Source organism: Glycomyces harbinensis, from assembly GCF_900101745.1.
Lineage (GTDB): Bacteria > Actinomycetota > Actinomycetes > Mycobacteriales > Micromonosporaceae > Glycomyces > Glycomyces harbinensis.
In genome coordinates this window covers 20,531-34,827 of sequence record NZ_FNAD01000015.1, presented here as the reverse complement: position 1 = coordinate 34,827, position 14,297 = coordinate 20,531, and the positions used below count along the sequence as shown (strand labels likewise).

Genomic DNA, 14,297 nt, shown 5'->3' with positions numbered 1-14,297 from the left:
GACGAGGGCCACGGCGTTCTTCCGATTTGTCAGAGCTGGGCGACGCGCTCGAGCTGGCGTGCCCGCAGCGCGGTGAACATGGGTTTGCGTGACGGGGGACTCCGCCATGCCTCCGTGGAGCGCCGCGGTGACCGCCGCCGCAGAAGCGGAGGTGTCGATCGCGGAGATGCCGCGGCGATGATGTCGAGGATCTCGTCGGCCGCGACCGCCACGAGCGCCGGGCCGGCGGTCTTCCCGTCATTGGAGAAGCCCCGCGCGAGGTCGCTGTCGTCGATGACCTTGTGGTCCGTGCAGGTGCTCACGCGACGTCCGTAGCCGGTGCTGTCGATCGCAGGTCGCCGTCGAGAAGCTCGGAGACGCTCCGTGTGCGTCAGCGTGGACTCGAGGGCGACCGAAGCGTCGTCCTGGGAGAAATAGCTGTAGGCCGTAGCCAAGCCGTATCCGGCCGACGGCCTGAAACGGCAGCCGCCGGGTAAGCCAATCGAGAAATCTCGCCGCCAGGCCGCGATTCGAGGGTGCGGTGCGAGCAGCCGCACACTTCCCTCGGGAACGAGAACGGCCGGACCCGATAGGTCCGGACCATCCTCAAACCTGCGACGAACTGCAAAGCAGATCCGCGCCCGGCGTCGAACAAGGCAAAGTCACATCGTTCCCTTGGCAAACGGAACCAGCGAGTTTTCTTCGGTCCCGTCGAAGTCGTGGGGAAGCTCAGCGCTCGTAGGCCGGCTGGCTCATCCGCCAGTTGCCGGGGCGTCGGGGTCGGTGCTCGACCAGTACTCGACCACCGCGTTGACGAACTCCTCGGGGGTGAGGCGCCCGTTCGCGTCGCGGTCCAGGTGGGGCTCGCCGAGGCCGAAGCGCAGCGAGAACTTGGAATCAGTTTCGACGAATTCAAACGTCGCTGGCATGGCCCGAAACGCCGAAAACCGGGCCGAATATTTCGGCCCGGTGTTCGAATAATGCTGGTCTTGCAGGGGTGACAGGAATCGAACCTGCAACCTTCGGCTTTGGAGGCCGCTGCGCTGCCAATTGCGCCACACCCCTTTGCCAATCCGGTTCCCCGGCCTGGCCGCAACCATCTTACGTGCCGCTTCCAGGCCGGTGCAACCGGGTTGGACCAGGCTCCTAGGAGGCCGGGACGACCGAACCGTCAGCCCAGGTGTCGAGGATGAACTGCTTGACCTCGTCCGACTGGAGCAGCTCGGCGAGCTTGAGGATGTCCTCGTTCTCGGCGTTCGCCTCGGTCGTCACCAGGTAGTTCGCGTACGGGTTCCCGTCGGGGGACTCGCTGTGCAGCGCGTCCTCCGCCGGGCTCAGGTCCGCCTCCAGGGCGTAGTTGCCGTTGATCACGGCGGCGTCCACGTCGGGCAGGGACAGCGCGAGCTGCGCGGCCTCCAGCGGCACGAACTCCAGGTTCTTCGGGTTCTCCGCGATGTCGTCCTCGGTTGCGAGCGTCGCGTCAACGCCGTCCGCGAGGGTGATCAGACCCGCATCGGCCAGAAGCGCCAGAGCGCGCCCGCCGTTCGAGCCGTCGCCCGGGATCGCGATCTGCGCCCCGTCGGGGATCTCCTCGACCGACGCGGCCGACTCCGAGTACAGGCCCAGCGGCTCGATGTGCACCGCGGCCACGGTCACCAGGTCCGTCCCGTTGGCCGTGTTGTACTCGTCCAGGTAAGGCTCGGTCTGGAAGAAGTTCGCGTCCACCGAACCGTCCGACGTCGCCACGTTCGGCTGCACGTAGTCGGTGAACTCCTCCACCTCGACCGTGATCCCGGCGTCCTCGGCCAGGTTCTCGGCGATGTAGTTGAGGATGTCCGCATGGGGCACCGGCGTCGCGGCCACGACCACGGTGCCGCCGGTCTCGGTCGGCTCCGACGCGTCGTCGGCACCGCAGGCGGTCAGGGCCAGAGCAGTCGCAGCGGCGACGGAACTGCCGATCAGGGCACGGCGATTGAACATAGTCTTCTCCTAAGGAAAGGTAGGGAAATTACTTCAGCGGCGGTCGAGGGTGCGGGCGCACCGGTCGCCGAGAATCTGGAACAGCTGCACGAGCACGACGAGGATCACCAGCGGCCAGATCATGAACTCCGTCTGGAAACGCTGGTACCCGTAGCGGTAGGCCAGGTCGCCCAGACCCCCGCCGCCCACGATCCCGGCCATCGCCGAATACGAGACGACGGCGACCAACGTCACGGTGAACCCGCGGATCAAGCCCGGCGTCGCCTCGGGCAGCACTACCCGCCACACGAGCGCGGGCGTCGACGCCCCCATCGACCTCGCCGCTTCGATCAGACCCGGCTGGACCTCCAGCAAAGCGCCTTCGACCAGCCTCGCAAAGAACGGAACCGACGCCACGGTCAGCGGGACGATGGCCGCCTCCGTACCGATGCTCGTGCCCGTGATCAGCCGCGTCAGCGGCACGACCGCGACCATGAGCAGCACGAACGGCGCACTGCGGCCGATGTTGACGATCAAGCCGAGCGGCGCGTTCACCACCGCGATCGGCTTGGGTCCGGTTTTCGACGTGATGTACAGGATCGTACCGAGCAGTAGCCCGCCCAGCAGCGTGAACGCGCCCGCCACGGCGACGATGTGCAAGGTCTCCCAGAACGCTTCGGTGAGCAGTTCGACCAGGCGGTCGTTCACAGCGACTCACCCCCGGGCACGATCGGCGCGGCCGAGTGCGCGACTTCCTCGCCCAGCAGCCGGGCCGCCAACCGGCGGGCCTGACCGCCCAGGCGCGAGCCGGGGCTCGCGAGCAGGTCGGGGACCCCGCCGGTCTCCACGAACCGGCCCTCCTCCATCACCGCGGCGCGGTGGCAGATCCTCGTGATCACTTCCAGCTCATGCGTGATGAGCAGGATCGTCAAACCCAGTTCGCGGTTGAGCCGCGCCAGCAGGTCGAGGATCTCATCGGTGGTCTCCGTGTCGAGCGCGCTCGTCGCCTCGTCCGACAGCAGCACGGCCGGGTCCGAAGCGAGCGCACGGGCGATCGCCAGGCGCTGGCGCTGGCCGCCCGAGAGCTGCCCCGGGTAGGCCTTCGCCTTGTCGGACAGGCCGACCAGGTCGAGCAGTTCGAGCGCCCGGGCGCGCCGGACGGCGCGCGGCGTCCCGCGGAACCTGAGTGGCAGCCCCACGTTGGCGGCGGCGTTGCGGTTCGACAGGAGGTTGAAGTGCTGGAAGATCATCGCGGTCTTGGACCGCGCGGCGCGCAGTTCGCGGCCGCGCAGCGCCGTCAGCTCGGCGCCGTCGACCTCGACCGTCCCCGAATCGGGGCGCGTCAGGAGGTTGGCGGTGCGCAGGAGCGTGGACTTGCCGGCGCCGGAGCGTCCGAGGATGCCGAAGATCTCGCCCGAGGCGACGTCGAGGTCGACCGCGTCGAGCGCGACGAGATCGCCGAAGCGTTTCACGACGCCGGACAGGCGGATGCTGGGTCTCGGTTCCATGAGGGAATCAGATCGCTTTCGCTGTGGGTGATCGCCGCTTCGGGGCGCGGCGGTGCAGGAGCCCTCAGCTGGCGCACATTCGACAGCACGAAGCCGCGGCGCGGTGGGCGTCGCTGAGGCGTTCGGAGTGCTGCGAGTTCATAGCCTAGAAGTCAAGCAGGAATTCGTGCCGATTCCAAGCCCCTGTGACGAACGCCGCGTACTTGGACGGACACCGAGCTGAGATAGGGTTCGGCCATGACTGTTGCGACGATTCCCGCCCCGGCGTTCGCGATCGAGCGGTTCAGGCTCGCCAACGGGCTGCGGGTGGTCCTCGCCCCGGACCCCGGGGCACCCGTGGTCGGGGTCGCGGTGGTGTACGACGTGGGCATGCGGTCCGAGCCCGAAGGGCGCACCGGCTTCGCCCACCTCTTCGAGCACATGATGTTCCAGGGCTCCCACAACGTCGGCAAGGCCGAGCACATGCGCCACGTCCAGTCCGCCGGCGGGACCTTCAACGGCTCGACCCACATCGACTACACCGACTACTTCAACCTCCTGCCCTCCAACGGCCTCGAACTCGCGCTGTTCCTGGAGGCCGACCGCATGCGGGGCCCCGCGATCACCGAGGAGAACCTCGCGAACCAGGTCAGCGTGGTCAAAGAGGAGATCCGGGTCAACGTCCTCAACCGCCCCTACGGCGGCTTCCCGTGGATCAAGCTCCCGCCGGTCATGTTCGACACCTTCGCGAACTCGCACGACGGCTACGGCGCGTTCGACGATCTGGACGCGGCCACCGTCGAAGACGCCCAGTCGTTCTTCGACGCCTACTACGCCGCCTCCAACGCGGTCCTGAGCGTCGCGGGGGACTTCGACCCCGTCGAGGCCCGCGCGCTGGTCGAACGCCACTTCGGCAACGTCGAGGCCCGGCCCGCGCCGGTCCACCCGCCGTTCGAAGAACCCGACCTCACCGCCGAGCGCCGCCACTCCTACGTCGACGAGCGGGCGACGCTCCCGGCCCTCGCGGCCGCCTGGCGCGTCCCCGACCCCGTGACCGACCTCGACGCCTTCCTGCCGTACGTGGTCCTCGGCGAACTCCTCACCGACGGCGACGCCTCCCGCCTGGTCGAGCGGCTCATCCACAACGACCGCACCGCGACCGCCGTCGCCGCGCACACCACCTTCATGGCCGAGCCCTTCGCCTCCCGCGGACCCACGGCCATGCTCGTCCAGGCGTTCCTGCCGCCGGGCACCGCCGTCGACACCGTCCTCGGACAGGTCGACGAGGAGCTCGCGCGCGTCGCCGAAGGCGTCGAGGAAGCCGAGCTCGACCGGGTCAAGGCCCGCGTCGCCGCTCAGCTCCTGCGCGGCGACGACTCGGTCATGGGCCGCTCCCGCCGCCTGGCGACCGCCGAGATCTTCCACGGCGACGCCGCCATGGCCACCCGCTTCGCCGCCCTGCTCGGCGAGGTCACCGCCGCATCCGTCGCGCAGGCCGCCGCCGCATTGACGCCGCAGCGCCGCGCCGTCCTCGAAGTCGTTCCCGGAGGAGCCCAGTGAGCAACGTCGTCCCAGGTCTCGCACCGGAAGTCCCGCTGTCCCTGCCCGTCCCGGTCGAACGGACCCTCCCCAACGGCCTCCGGGTGCTGCTCACACGCCGCCCCGGCGTCCCGCTCGCCGAGGTGCGCCTGTCGATCCCGGCCGCGCACACCGACCTCGCCGTCGCCGACCTGCTCGCCGCCGCGCTCTTCTCCGGCACCGAGACCGCCTCGATGACCGAGATCGCCCAGCGCCTCCAAGGCGTCGGCGGCGCCCTCGGCGCCGGGGCCGACCCGGACCGCATCGCCGTGTCCGGCAACAGCCTCGCGACCGGACTGCCCGAACTCCTCGAAGTCCTCGGCGACCTCCTCAAGGCCGCCGACTACCCGGGCGGGCCCCTCGCGACCGAGCAGGCCCGCATGATCGACGGCCTCTCGGTCGCCGAACAGCAGCCGGACTTCCAGGTCAACCGCGTCCTCGACGCCCGCCTGTGGGGCGACCACCCGTACGGCCACCAGCAGCCCACCGCGGCCGAGGTCGCCGCCGTCGAGCGCCAGGCCGTCCTCGCCCTGCACGCCTCGCGCATCCACCCGGCCGGCGCCCGCCTCGTCATCGTCGGCGACATCGACACCGACGCCACCGGCGCGGCGGTCGAGAAGGCCCTCGGCGACTGGAACGGCGCGGGCGAACCGCGCCGGATGGAGCCGCTGCCCGAGGCCGTTCCCGGACCGCTGATCCTGGTCGACCGGGCCGGGTCGGTCCAGTCCGCGCTGCGCGTGGCCTACCCGGCCGTCGCCCGCACCCACCCCGACAACGCCGCCCAGCACCTGGCGAACCTCGTCTTCGGCGGCTACTTCTCCTCCCGCCTGGTCATGAACCTGCGCGAGACCAAGGGCTACGGCTACTCGCCGCGCTCGCGCGTCGACCACGCCCCGGCCGGATCGATCCAGCTCGCCGCGGTCGACGTCGCCACCGAGGTCACCGGCCCGGCGCTCACCGAACTCCACGGCGAACTGCGCGGCATGGCCGAGCGCCCGCCCGGCGAGGAGGAACTCGACCTCGCCCGCCGCTACGCGCTCGGCTCGGTCAAGCTCGCCACCGCCACCCAGGCCGGCGTCGCCAACTACATCTCCGTGCTCGCCGCCGCGGGACTGCCGCTCTCCTGGCTCGCCGACCACTCCGAACGCCTGCGCGAGGTCACGCCCGCCGACCTCCAGCGCGTCGCCGCCGAACGGCTCGACCCCGACCGCGCGGTCACCGTCGTCCTCGGCGACGGCGCCGAGATCCGCGACGCCCTTGCCGAGTTCGGGGAGATCGAAGCGCGATGATGCAACCGCCGCTGTCGATCGACGTGCTCGACCGCTTCGGCGAGCACCGCGGCGACGACGCATGGCTCGCCGCCGCATGGGAACAGGCGCAGATCGTCGTCTGCGACCCCGACAACGACCGCATCGACGGCGACGACGAGGGCCTGCACTACTACGACGCGGCCACCGCCCCCGAAGGCGTGCGGATCTACCTCGGCGGCGAGGACCCGCCCGTGTTCGCCGTCCTCGCCGACCTGCCCGACGGCCTCCCCGGCCGCTGGATCAAACCCGACTGGGACCGCCGCGACCTCGCGATCGCCGTGCAGGCCATCGGGATCGCCAACTGGCACGCGACCTACCGGTTCCACCCGACCACCGGCGAACCGCTCGCGGCCCGCCAGTCGGGCTGGGAACTCGCCGCCTCCTCGGGCCGCCCGGTGTTCCCGCGCACCGACCCGGCCGTGATCGTCCTCATCGACGACGGCGCCGACCGCGTCCTGCTCGCGCAGCACGCGCGCTACGGCGGCGCGCCCAAGGCCGGCACCGCCCGCACCAGCCGCTACGCCTGCGTCGCCGGATTCGTCGAACCGGGCGAGTCCGCCGAGGCCGCGGTCCACCGCGAGGTCGGCGAGGAGATCGGGATCAAACTCGACCGGCTGGAGTACGTCTCCAGCCAGCCGTGGCCCTACCCGCGTTCGCTCATGCTCGCCTACCGGGCCACCGCCGACGCCTCCCAGCCGCTGACCCTTCAGGCCGAGGAGATCGCCGACGCGCGCTGGTTCACCCGCGACGAAGTGCGCGAGATGTGGCTCGAGACCGCCGACGGGACGCCGAGCGCGGTCCGGATCTCCGTGGCGCGCTTCCTGATCGAGCGCTGGCTCGACGAAGCGGAGTGAACGCTCAGACCTTGGTGACCGCGGCCTGCTCGACCGCTTCCGCGTCGCCGGTCTTCACGGAGACGGCACGCTGCGCGGTGAAGACCCCGGCGACCACGACGAGCCCGCCGATGATCTGCGGCGCCGTCAGCGCCTCGCCGAGCAGCGCCCACGCGGCGATCGAGGCCACGACCACTTCGGCGTACCCGATCCCGCCGGCGACCGGCGCCGAGATGAACCGCAGGCCGCTCAGTCCGAGGCCGTAGGCCAGCGCGGTGCAGACGATGAGCATGACGATGCTGGCCAGGCCGGTCGTCTCGACGCCGCCGAGGGTCACCTGCGAGGACAGCACCGCCCAGTCCATGGCCCACGGGGTCGCGAGCGGGGCGAGCGCGACGGTGCCCACGGTGAACCCGACGGCGAGCAGGACGCGCACGTCCACTTTGGCGGTGAGCTTCTCGCCGGAGAGGAAGTAGGTGGCCTGGCAGGCCGCGGCGGCCGAGCCGGCGAGGAGGCCGACCGCGTCCAGGCGCAGGCCTGACCACACTTCGACCACGATGCACAGGCCGACGATGCTCAGCAGCACGCCGATGATGGCGGCCCTGGGCAGGACCGTGCGGCGCACGAAGCGGACCCAGGCGACGACCACGATGGGGCCCATGAACTCCAGCAGGAGCGCGATGCCGACCGGCAGGCGCTCGACCGCGATGAAGTAGAAGGCCTGGACGGCCGCGACGGCGGTGATCCCGAAGAGCGCCAGGGCGGCCCAGGGGAGGCGTCCGCCCCCGCGCAGGACCTTGACGAGCGGCCAGGCCGCCGCGATGACGGCGATGAGGCCGACGCCGCAGATGCGCAGCCAGGTCACCTGGATCGGGGTGAGCCCGGCCTGGATCACGACCTTGCCGAAGGGGCCGCACACGCCGAAGAACAGTGCGGCACTGAGGACGAGGGTGATGCCGAGGGCGGCACGAGGTGACGACATGAGGGCTCCACGGGTCGACCGGCGGTTGGGCGCGGCGGTGCCGGGGACCGGTTCGGACCTGGGGGTCCGGCCGTGGCCGACGCGCGGGATCGATTGAGGGGCGAGCGAACCGTACACCGGCGCGACGGGTAGAGAAAAGGCCCGGGACGGATCCATCCCGGGCCTTGAATGCTTAGCGACCACCCCTCGAAGTCGCTAAGCAAGCTTGACGAGTCAACTATAGGGCATCGTACCGGCTTTGTGTCCTAAACGTGACCATAGTCTCGGCATGTGGCACAGGTCAAGCAGCGAGCTTCGCCTTCACCTGCGCGAGAGAGGGATTGGTGAGGGCGGAACCGTCCTCGAACTTGACCGTGGGCACGGTCTGGTTGCCGCCGTTGACCCCCATGACCCACTCGGCGGCCTCCGGGTCGTCCTCGATGTTGACCTCTTTGAAGAGGACCCCCTCGCGGTCGAGCCCCATCTTGAGCCGCTTGCAGTAGCCGCACCAGGTGGTGCTGTACATGGTGATCATCGTTCCTCCTTCTCCATCGACAGTAACGCGATACCGCTCCGGGGCATTCCGCCGCCGCCCGCCCCGCCGCCGCGCCGCCCGCCGCCGCCGGACACGTTCGGGTGACAAGCGGGGGGAGGGCGCCGATTGTTGTCGTACCCGCGCGGGAGAGTGGGACTACCTTTTCCCCCGGGTGGGTGGGGGCTGGGGACGGTGTTCGTCGCCCCCCCGCGAACCTTCCGCCCCTCGTTCCCCGCGACGCACCCGCCTCCGCCTCATTCGGGTCCTGCGGCCCTTCGGTCTTGTCGGTCGCCTCTGCCACACTGGTCGGATGACTGCGCGAGATCGGGCCATCGAACAGCTCCTGGCGGGACTCGACCCTGAACAGCGCGAGGCGGTGACCGCCGAACCGGGACCGGTCTGCGTCCTCGCCGGCGCCGGCACCGGCAAGACCCGGGCCGTCACCCACCGCATCGCCTGGCGGGTCCTGCGCGGGGACATGCGCGGACAGCACGTCACCGCCGTCACCTTCACCGCGCGCGCCGCCGGCGAGATGCGCGACCGCCTCCGCGGCCTCGGCGTCGCCGGCGTCAACGCCCGCACCTTCCACTCCGCCGCGCTGCGCCAACTCCGCTACTTCGGGACCCGCCGCTTCGGCGGCCAGCTTCCCGAACTGGTCGACTCCACCCTCAAGTTCACCGCCATCGCCGCCGCCCGCGCCGGACTCCAGACCTCCCGCGCCAAGAACTACGACCTCACCACCGAGATCGAATGGGCCGCCTCCTCGCTCATCGGCCCCGACGACTACGTCAGCGCCATCGCCGCGATCGGCCGCGACGCCCCCGTCGCCGCCGAAGACGTCGCCAAGGTCTACGCCGCCTACATCGAGGCCAAGCGCCGCGCCGGCGTCATGGACTTCGCCGACGTCCTCGCCTACACCGCCGACCTCATCGACGACGTGGACGCCGCCGCCGACCAGATCCGCAGCCAGTACCGCTTTTTCGTCGTCGACGAATACCAGGACGTCACCCCCCTCCAGCAGCGCCTCCTCGACGCGTGGGTCGGCGACCGCGACGACATCACCGTCGTAGGCGACGCCAGCCAGACCATCTACTCCTTCACCGGCGCCACCTCCAAGCACCTCCTCGACTTCACCCGCCGCCACCCCGGCGCCGCGCTCGTGCGCCTCGTCCGCGACTACCGCTCCACCCCGCAGGTCGTCGGCCTCGCCAACCAGATCATCGGCGAATCCAAAGGGCGCGAAGCGAAGATGCGCCTCGAACTCATCGGCCAGCGCCCCGACGGCCCCGCCGTCACCGCCGAGGTCTTCGCCGACGAGGCCGAAGAGGCCGACATGATCGCCCGGCGCTGCTCCAAGCTCATCGCCGACGGCACCAGCGCCTCCGAGATCGCCGTCCTCTACCGCACCAACGCCCAGTCCCAGGCCTACGAGGAGGCCCTGTCCTCCTACGGCGTCCCCACCGTCGTCACCGGCGCCGCCCGCTTCTTCGAGCGCGCCGAAGTGCGCCAGGCGGTGGTCGCCCTGCGCTCCGCGGCCAAGACCGACATCGCCCAGCTGCCGCTGCTCGAAGCCGTCCCGACCGCGCTCGAAGCGGTCGGCTGGCGCCCCGACGCGGCCCCCTCGGGCGGCGCCCAGCGCGAGGCCTACGAAGCGGTCGCCGCCTTGGCGGCCCTCGCCGAGCAGTTCATCGAGCACCACCGGGCGAACCCCGACGAAGAAGGCCCCGAGCCCGACCTTGACGCGTTCTGCGCCGAGCTGTCGCGGCGCGCCTCTGAGCAGCACGCTCCGGCCGTCGAGGGCGTGACCCTCGCGAGCCTGCACGCGGCCAAGGGCCTCGAATGGGACGTGGTGTTCCTCGTCGGCCTGGCCGACGGCACCCTCCCGACCACGTTCGCCCGCACCGAGGCGGCCCTGGAGGAGGAGCGGCGCCTGCTCTACGTCGGCATCACCCGCGCCCGGGTGCGCCTCCAGCTCTCCTTCGGACTCGCCCGCAACTCGGGCGGGCGCGAACGCCGGCTGTGCCGCTTCCTCGCGCCCCTGGGACTGGGCGGCTTCCCGCGCCCGCCCGCACCGGGCGAAACCACCGCGAAACAGCGCACCCCCAAGAAGGCCAAGGTCCTCAACTGCTCCGGCTGCGGCAAGACGCTGACGGACGCGCGGGACCGCAAGCTGGGACATTGCGACGATTGCCCGGCCACTATGGATGAAGGCCTGTTCGAGCGGCTGCGCGAATGGCGCGTGACCGTCGCCAAGCAGGGCGGCAAGCCCGCCTTCACGATCTTCACGGATGTGACCTTGATCGCGATTGCCGAGCGCTGTCCGGGATCCGACACCGAGCTGGCCTCGCTCCACGGCATCGGAAAGTCCAAACTCGACAAGTACGGGCCCGCTGTGTTGCACCTGGTCAACGGTGGGGAAGTCGAGGAGGCCGTCGCGATGTCCACGGAGGCCTCCTGACGTGGCGAACAAGCGGCAAAAACTTTCTCTGCGGACTCGCGGAAAAAGACGTTGCGCTCCCGAGGATGACGGGCGTAGCGTTGCTGAGGCCGGGTGAGGTGTGCGCCTCAGCACCGGCAAGTAGGAGATGAAGACCAATGTTGACCACGGAACCCGGAAAGGAGGGGTAGACGATGTTGCTGCTCACTGAAGCCACGCAGACCGATCTCAGCGCCAGCGTGCGCGAGTCGGCCGTTGCCGTTTATCGGAACATCGCGCCCGTCTCCACGCCGGTCCGTGGCACCACTCTGCCCGCTGCCGTCCTGATCACGGCTCTGGGCACCGCCGGCTTCGTCGGCAACACGGATATGGGCGTCGAGACCAAGCTCGGACGCGGTCGTGCAGTTGTCGGCCTCGGCTGGCAGCCGATCAACGGCTCCGAGAAGCGTCACGGCGTCACCCGCGGGAAACCGCCTCGAGAACATCGAAAGGGCTTACAGAAGCCCTCTCGGAACTCTCGAGGCCGCGAATCCCGCAACCGGGATCGCGGCCTTTTTGTTTGGCTAGAACGCCAGGTCGCGGCCCTCCAGTAGAAGACAGACGAGACAGATTGCGAAGCAATTGAGTCCTCAACCAGCACTGACGCGACCGAACGTCGAAATGACCAGCAAGATGCGAGAGGAGACCGAGCCCATGACCGACACCCTCATCGGGCCCGAGCTGCGAGACCAGGCCCGCGAGACCGGCGGCGACCTGGCCTGCCGCGAGTACGACGCGGACCTGTGGTTCTCGGAGCAGCCCACCGAACTCGAGTTCGCCAAGTCCCTGTGCGCCGACTGCCCGGTGCGCCTGGCGTGCCTGGCCGGCGCCCTCGAGCGCCACGAGCCCTGGGGCGTGTGGGGCGGCGAGATCTTCGAGAAGGGGAACGTCGTGGCCCGCAAGCGGCCCCGCGGCCGGCCCCGCAAGGACGCCGCGCTCGTCGAGCAGGCCGCGCAGGCGGAGCTCGCCGCGCGGACGAAGGAACTGGCCCTCGCGGGGGTGGCGGTGTCATGACCGTCGACTACCTGAGCCGTCATCTCAAGCGTGATGTCGGCGCGAGCGACCTCGAACTCCTGATGGACGAGCAGATCGAAGCGGTCCGGCCGATGCCGGCGAAGCCCACGGCGTTCGGACGCGTCGGACGCCTGCGGATGCGGAGCCTGTGGAAGGAAGCCGGTTACGCGCCGACGCCCCGACACATCGGGCGCCACCGCCGACGAGACCGGCTTTGACCACGCGACCACCGCGTTGGCTGAAGGGGTCCTTCCCTGAGAGGGGAAGGGCCCCTTTTGTTATGCCCGCCTGTTACGCCCGGCGGTTCGGGTCGGTGCCCTCGGGGTCGGCGAAGCCCGGAAGCCACGCTTCGAGGATGTCCCGCCACCGCGCGGTCGCGCCGAGCTGGCACAGCACCCCGATCGACCCCATGGTGACGCGGTGGATGAGCAGGTACGACGGCGGGAAGCTCAGCTGCTTGTTCAGCTTCGCGGTCTCCGAGCCGCTGCCGGTGAGCCGCGTGCTCTCCTTGCGCAGCCACTCGCGCGAGAACTGGAACTCCTCGCCCGCGATCGGCTCCAGCATCGGCTGGAGCAGTTCCAGCATGCCCCGCGCGTCGATCTCCAGGCTCGGCGGCACGAAGCCCTCGCCGCGCAGCCCGGCCACGACGTCCTCGGCCTTGCCGTCGAGGGTCAGGCGCGTGAGGCGCCCTACCTGGACCGGCATCCCGCCGGGCATGCGCGCGGCCGCGCCGAAGTCGTAGACGATCAGCCGCCCGTCCTCTGCGATCGCGAAGTTCCCCGGGTGCGGGTCGGCGTGCAGGAGACCGGCGCGCTTGGGCGCCGAGAAGTGCAGCGTCGCCAGCCGCAGTCCGGCCGCGTCGCGCTCCTCCTGGGTCCCGTCGGTGATGACCGCCGACAGGCCTCTGCCCGCGATCCACTCGGTCACCAGGACCTCGCCGCTGGCGTGCACCACCTCGGGTACCACGATGAGCGGGTCGCCGCGGAACGCGTCGGCGAACTGCTGCTGCGTCGCGGCCTCCAGCTCGTAGTCGAGCTCTTCGAGGAGGCGCTCGCGCAGTTCGACGGTGATGCGCTTCACGTCGAAGTTCGGTTGCAGCACTTTGAACATGGGGGCGATGCGCGAGAGGTGGCGCAGGTCCGAGCGGAGCGCGTCGCCCGCGCCCGGGTACTGGATCTTGACGGCGACCTCGCGGCCGTCGCCCCACACGGCGCGGTGGACCTGCCCGATGCTCGCGGCCGCGGCGGGGGCGTCGTCGAACTCCTGGAACCGGTCGCGCCAGTCGGCGCCCATCTGCCGCTCCAGCACGCCGTGGACGCTCGCCACCGGCAGCGGGGGAGCGGCGTTCTGGAGCTTGGTCAGCGCCTGCCGGTACGGCGCGGCCAGGTGCTCGGGGAGGGCCGCCTCGAAGATCGACAGCGACTGCCCGAGCTTCATCGCACCGCCCTTGAGCTGCCCGAGCACGCTGAAGACGTGCTCGGCCGTGCGGCGCTGCGCCTGCTCGCTGAGGATCTCGTCCGCCAGCCCGGTCACCCGCTTGCCCAGCCCGACCGTGGCCCGGCCCGCCAGCCCCAGCGGCAGCGAAGCGAGCTTCATACCGCGCGAGAAGGCGCGGCGGGGGAGGTCGTCACCCGAATGGGCGGGTCCATGCCTGTCGCTCACGTTCCCAATGCTCTCACGCCGGAGCAACGTTTCGGCGCCACAGTGCTCCGCCGACCCGCCGAAACAGCGGCGCCGGCCCGCCTGGGGGCCCCGCGCCCGTCACCCGCCCGGGTGAAGCGGCGCGGCGGGGCTTACACGCGTGAAATCTGTGGCATTCTGAGGTCAGACGGTCGCAGAGCGTGACCGTCGCAACAGTGCCTCGCACGGCGAGGCCGCGCACACCAGGGGGAAACCAGTGGCTCAAGCTACGGAGACTTACAACGGCTACTGCGTCAAATGCCGTGAGAAGCGCGACTTCGAGGGCCACGTCGTGGTCTCGGATTCGGGCCGGCGGATGGCCAAGGGGACGTGCCCGACGTGCGGCACCAAGATGAACCGGATCCTCGGCAAGGCCTCGTGATCCCGCCTCGAGCGACCTGCCCCTCGCCAGATCCCATATTCCGGGAGATCGGCGGGGGGATTTTCTTGGCATACAACCGTTACCGGCGCAATCGCGACATCCA

The 14,297-nt window shown here is 70.3% G+C and carries 15 protein-coding genes, 1 tRNA gene and 1 pseudogene; 8 read left to right on the top strand and 9 right to left on the bottom strand.

Going from position 1 to position 14,297, the window contains the following annotated elements:
* Positions 1–29 precede the first annotated feature (29 nt).
* From BLQ63_RS20830 to BLQ63_RS20810, 6 genes and pseudogenes are all read right to left on the bottom strand, one after another.
* Entirely contained in the window at positions 30–302 is a 273-nt protein-coding gene (locus BLQ63_RS20830) for a hypothetical protein (protein WP_091039458.1), read from the bottom strand.
* A 429-nt stretch (positions 303–731) separates the two neighbouring features.
* Complete coding sequence (locus BLQ63_RS28565; RefSeq protein ID WP_177155037.1) at positions 732–908, bottom strand: hypothetical protein; 177 nt, start codon at positions 906–908, stop codon at positions 732–734.
* Positions 909–971: 63 nt separating this feature from the next.
* Positions 972–1,044 (bottom strand) — tRNA-Trp (locus tag BLQ63_RS20825).
* A gap of 81 nt (positions 1,045–1,125) precedes the next feature.
* Positions 1,126–1,959, bottom strand: a complete 834-nt coding sequence (locus tag BLQ63_RS20820; protein ID WP_091039457.1) for a MetQ/NlpA family ABC transporter substrate-binding protein — start codon at positions 1,957–1,959, stop codon at positions 1,126–1,128.
* Positions 1,960–1,992: 33 nt separating this feature from the next.
* Positions 1,993–2,646, bottom strand: a complete 654-nt coding sequence (locus BLQ63_RS20815; RefSeq protein ID WP_091039456.1) for a methionine ABC transporter permease — start codon at positions 2,644–2,646, stop codon at positions 1,993–1,995.
* Positions 2,647–2,703: 57 nt separating this feature from the next.
* Positions 2,704–3,446 (bottom strand): annotated as a pseudogene (locus BLQ63_RS20810) (methionine ABC transporter ATP-binding protein); the annotation flags it as partial.
* Positions 3,447–3,683: 237 nt separating this feature from the next.
* Here BLQ63_RS20810 and BLQ63_RS20805 point away from each other — a divergent pair.
* The 3 genes from BLQ63_RS20805 to nudC are packed head-to-tail and all read left to right on the top strand — an operon-like array spanning position 3,684 to position 7,167.
* Positions 3,684–4,985, top strand: a complete 1,302-nt coding sequence (locus tag BLQ63_RS20805; protein WP_091039454.1) for a M16 family metallopeptidase — start codon at positions 3,684–3,686, stop codon at positions 4,983–4,985.
* Entirely contained in the window at positions 4,982–6,292 is a 1,311-nt protein-coding gene (locus BLQ63_RS20800; RefSeq protein WP_091039453.1) for a M16 family metallopeptidase, read from the top strand. The genes BLQ63_RS20805 and BLQ63_RS20800 overlap by 4 nt, the downstream gene beginning before the upstream one ends.
* The gene (gene nudC / locus BLQ63_RS20795) at positions 6,289–7,167 is read left to right on the top strand and encodes an NAD(+) diphosphatase (RefSeq protein WP_091039452.1); all 879 of its coding nucleotides are present in this window, start codon (positions 6,289–6,291) and stop codon (positions 7,165–7,167) included. Before BLQ63_RS20800 ends, nudC begins: the two co-directional genes overlap by 4 nt.
* A gap of 4 nt (positions 7,168–7,171) precedes the next feature.
* Here nudC and BLQ63_RS20790 read toward each other — a convergent pair whose 3' ends face one another.
* Entirely contained in the window at positions 7,172–8,128 is a 957-nt protein-coding gene (locus BLQ63_RS20790) for an EamA family transporter (protein WP_177155036.1), read from the bottom strand.
* A 280-nt stretch (positions 8,129–8,408) separates the two neighbouring features.
* Positions 8,409–8,642, bottom strand: coding sequence for a mycoredoxin (locus BLQ63_RS20785; RefSeq protein ID WP_091039450.1), 234 nt, complete (start codon positions 8,640–8,642; stop codon positions 8,409–8,411).
* A gap of 310 nt (positions 8,643–8,952) precedes the next feature.
* Between BLQ63_RS20785 and BLQ63_RS20780 the strand changes: the two genes are divergently transcribed.
* The 4 genes from BLQ63_RS20780 to BLQ63_RS20770 all read left to right on the top strand — a co-directional run bounded on the left by BLQ63_RS20780 (position 8,953) and on the right by BLQ63_RS20770 (position 12,350).
* Positions 8,953–11,100 carry an ATP-dependent DNA helicase UvrD2 gene (locus tag BLQ63_RS20780; protein WP_091039449.1) on the top strand — a complete coding sequence of 716 codons (2,148 nt, stop codon included), beginning with the start codon at positions 8,953–8,955 and terminating at the stop codon, positions 11,098–11,100.
* A gap of 173 nt (positions 11,101–11,273) precedes the next feature.
* A complete protein-coding gene (locus tag BLQ63_RS27990) occupies positions 11,274–11,672 on the top strand; it encodes a hypothetical protein (RefSeq protein ID WP_143015015.1) in 399 nt (132 codons plus the stop codon).
* 100 nt (positions 11,673–11,772) lie between these two features.
* Positions 11,773–12,132: a WhiB family transcriptional regulator gene (locus BLQ63_RS29685; RefSeq protein WP_091039561.1), complete on the top strand. Its 360-nt coding sequence runs from the start codon at positions 11,773–11,775 to the stop codon at positions 12,130–12,132.
* Positions 12,129–12,350 (top strand): hypothetical protein, encoded by a 222-nt coding sequence (locus tag BLQ63_RS20770; protein WP_091039448.1) that lies wholly within the window; start codon positions 12,129–12,131, stop codon positions 12,348–12,350. Before BLQ63_RS29685 ends, BLQ63_RS20770 begins: the two co-directional genes overlap by 4 nt.
* A 73-nt stretch (positions 12,351–12,423) precedes the next feature.
* On the opposite strand, the gene BLQ63_RS20765 is transcribed toward BLQ63_RS20770, so the two are convergent.
* Positions 12,424–13,728 (bottom strand): ABC1 kinase family protein, encoded by a 1,305-nt coding sequence (locus tag BLQ63_RS20765; protein ID WP_091039447.1) that lies wholly within the window; start codon positions 13,726–13,728, stop codon positions 12,424–12,426.
* Positions 13,729–14,029: 301 nt separating this feature from the next.
* Here BLQ63_RS20765 and BLQ63_RS28560 point away from each other — a divergent pair, with 301 nt between their 5' ends.
* Positions 14,030–14,194 carry a DUF5679 domain-containing protein gene (locus tag BLQ63_RS28560; protein WP_166659568.1) on the top strand — a complete coding sequence of 55 codons (165 nt, stop codon included), beginning with the start codon at positions 14,030–14,032 and terminating at the stop codon, positions 14,192–14,194.
* The last annotated feature ends 103 nt before the right edge of the window (positions 14,195–14,297 follow it).

Bases quoted from the DNA above. Each gene is read 5' to 3' on its own strand.
- BLQ63_RS20770 (WP_091039448.1), top strand. From the start codon at position 12,129: ATGACCGTCGACTACCTGAGCCGTCATCTCAAGCGTGATGTCGGCGCG.
- BLQ63_RS20780 (WP_091039449.1), top strand. From the start codon at position 8,953: ATGACTGCGCGAGATCGGGCCATCGAACAGCTCCTGGCGGGACTCGAC.
- BLQ63_RS20765 (WP_091039447.1), bottom strand. From the start codon at position 13,728: ATGAAGCTCGCTTCGCTGCCGCTGGGGCTGGCGGGCCGGGCCACGGTC.
- BLQ63_RS20785 (WP_091039450.1), bottom strand. From the start codon at position 8,642: ATGATCACCATGTACAGCACCACCTGGTGCGGCTACTGCAAGCGGCTC.
- nudC (WP_091039452.1), top strand. From the start codon at position 6,289: ATGATGCAACCGCCGCTGTCGATCGACGTGCTCGACCGCTTCGGCGAG.
- BLQ63_RS20805 (WP_091039454.1), top strand. From the start codon at position 3,684: ATGACTGTTGCGACGATTCCCGCCCCGGCGTTCGCGATCGAGCGGTTC.
- BLQ63_RS28565 (WP_177155037.1), bottom strand. From the start codon at position 908: ATGCCAGCGACGTTTGAATTCGTCGAAACTGATTCCAAGTTCTCGCTG.
- BLQ63_RS27990 (WP_143015015.1), top strand. From the start codon at position 11,274: ATGTTGCTGCTCACTGAAGCCACGCAGACCGATCTCAGCGCCAGCGTG.
- BLQ63_RS29685 (WP_091039561.1), top strand. From the start codon at position 11,773: ATGACCGACACCCTCATCGGGCCCGAGCTGCGAGACCAGGCCCGCGAG.
- BLQ63_RS20820 (WP_091039457.1), bottom strand. From the start codon at position 1,959: ATGTTCAATCGCCGTGCCCTGATCGGCAGTTCCGTCGCCGCTGCGACT.
- BLQ63_RS20790 (WP_177155036.1), bottom strand. From the start codon at position 8,128: ATGTCGTCACCTCGTGCCGCCCTCGGCATCACCCTCGTCCTCAGTGCC.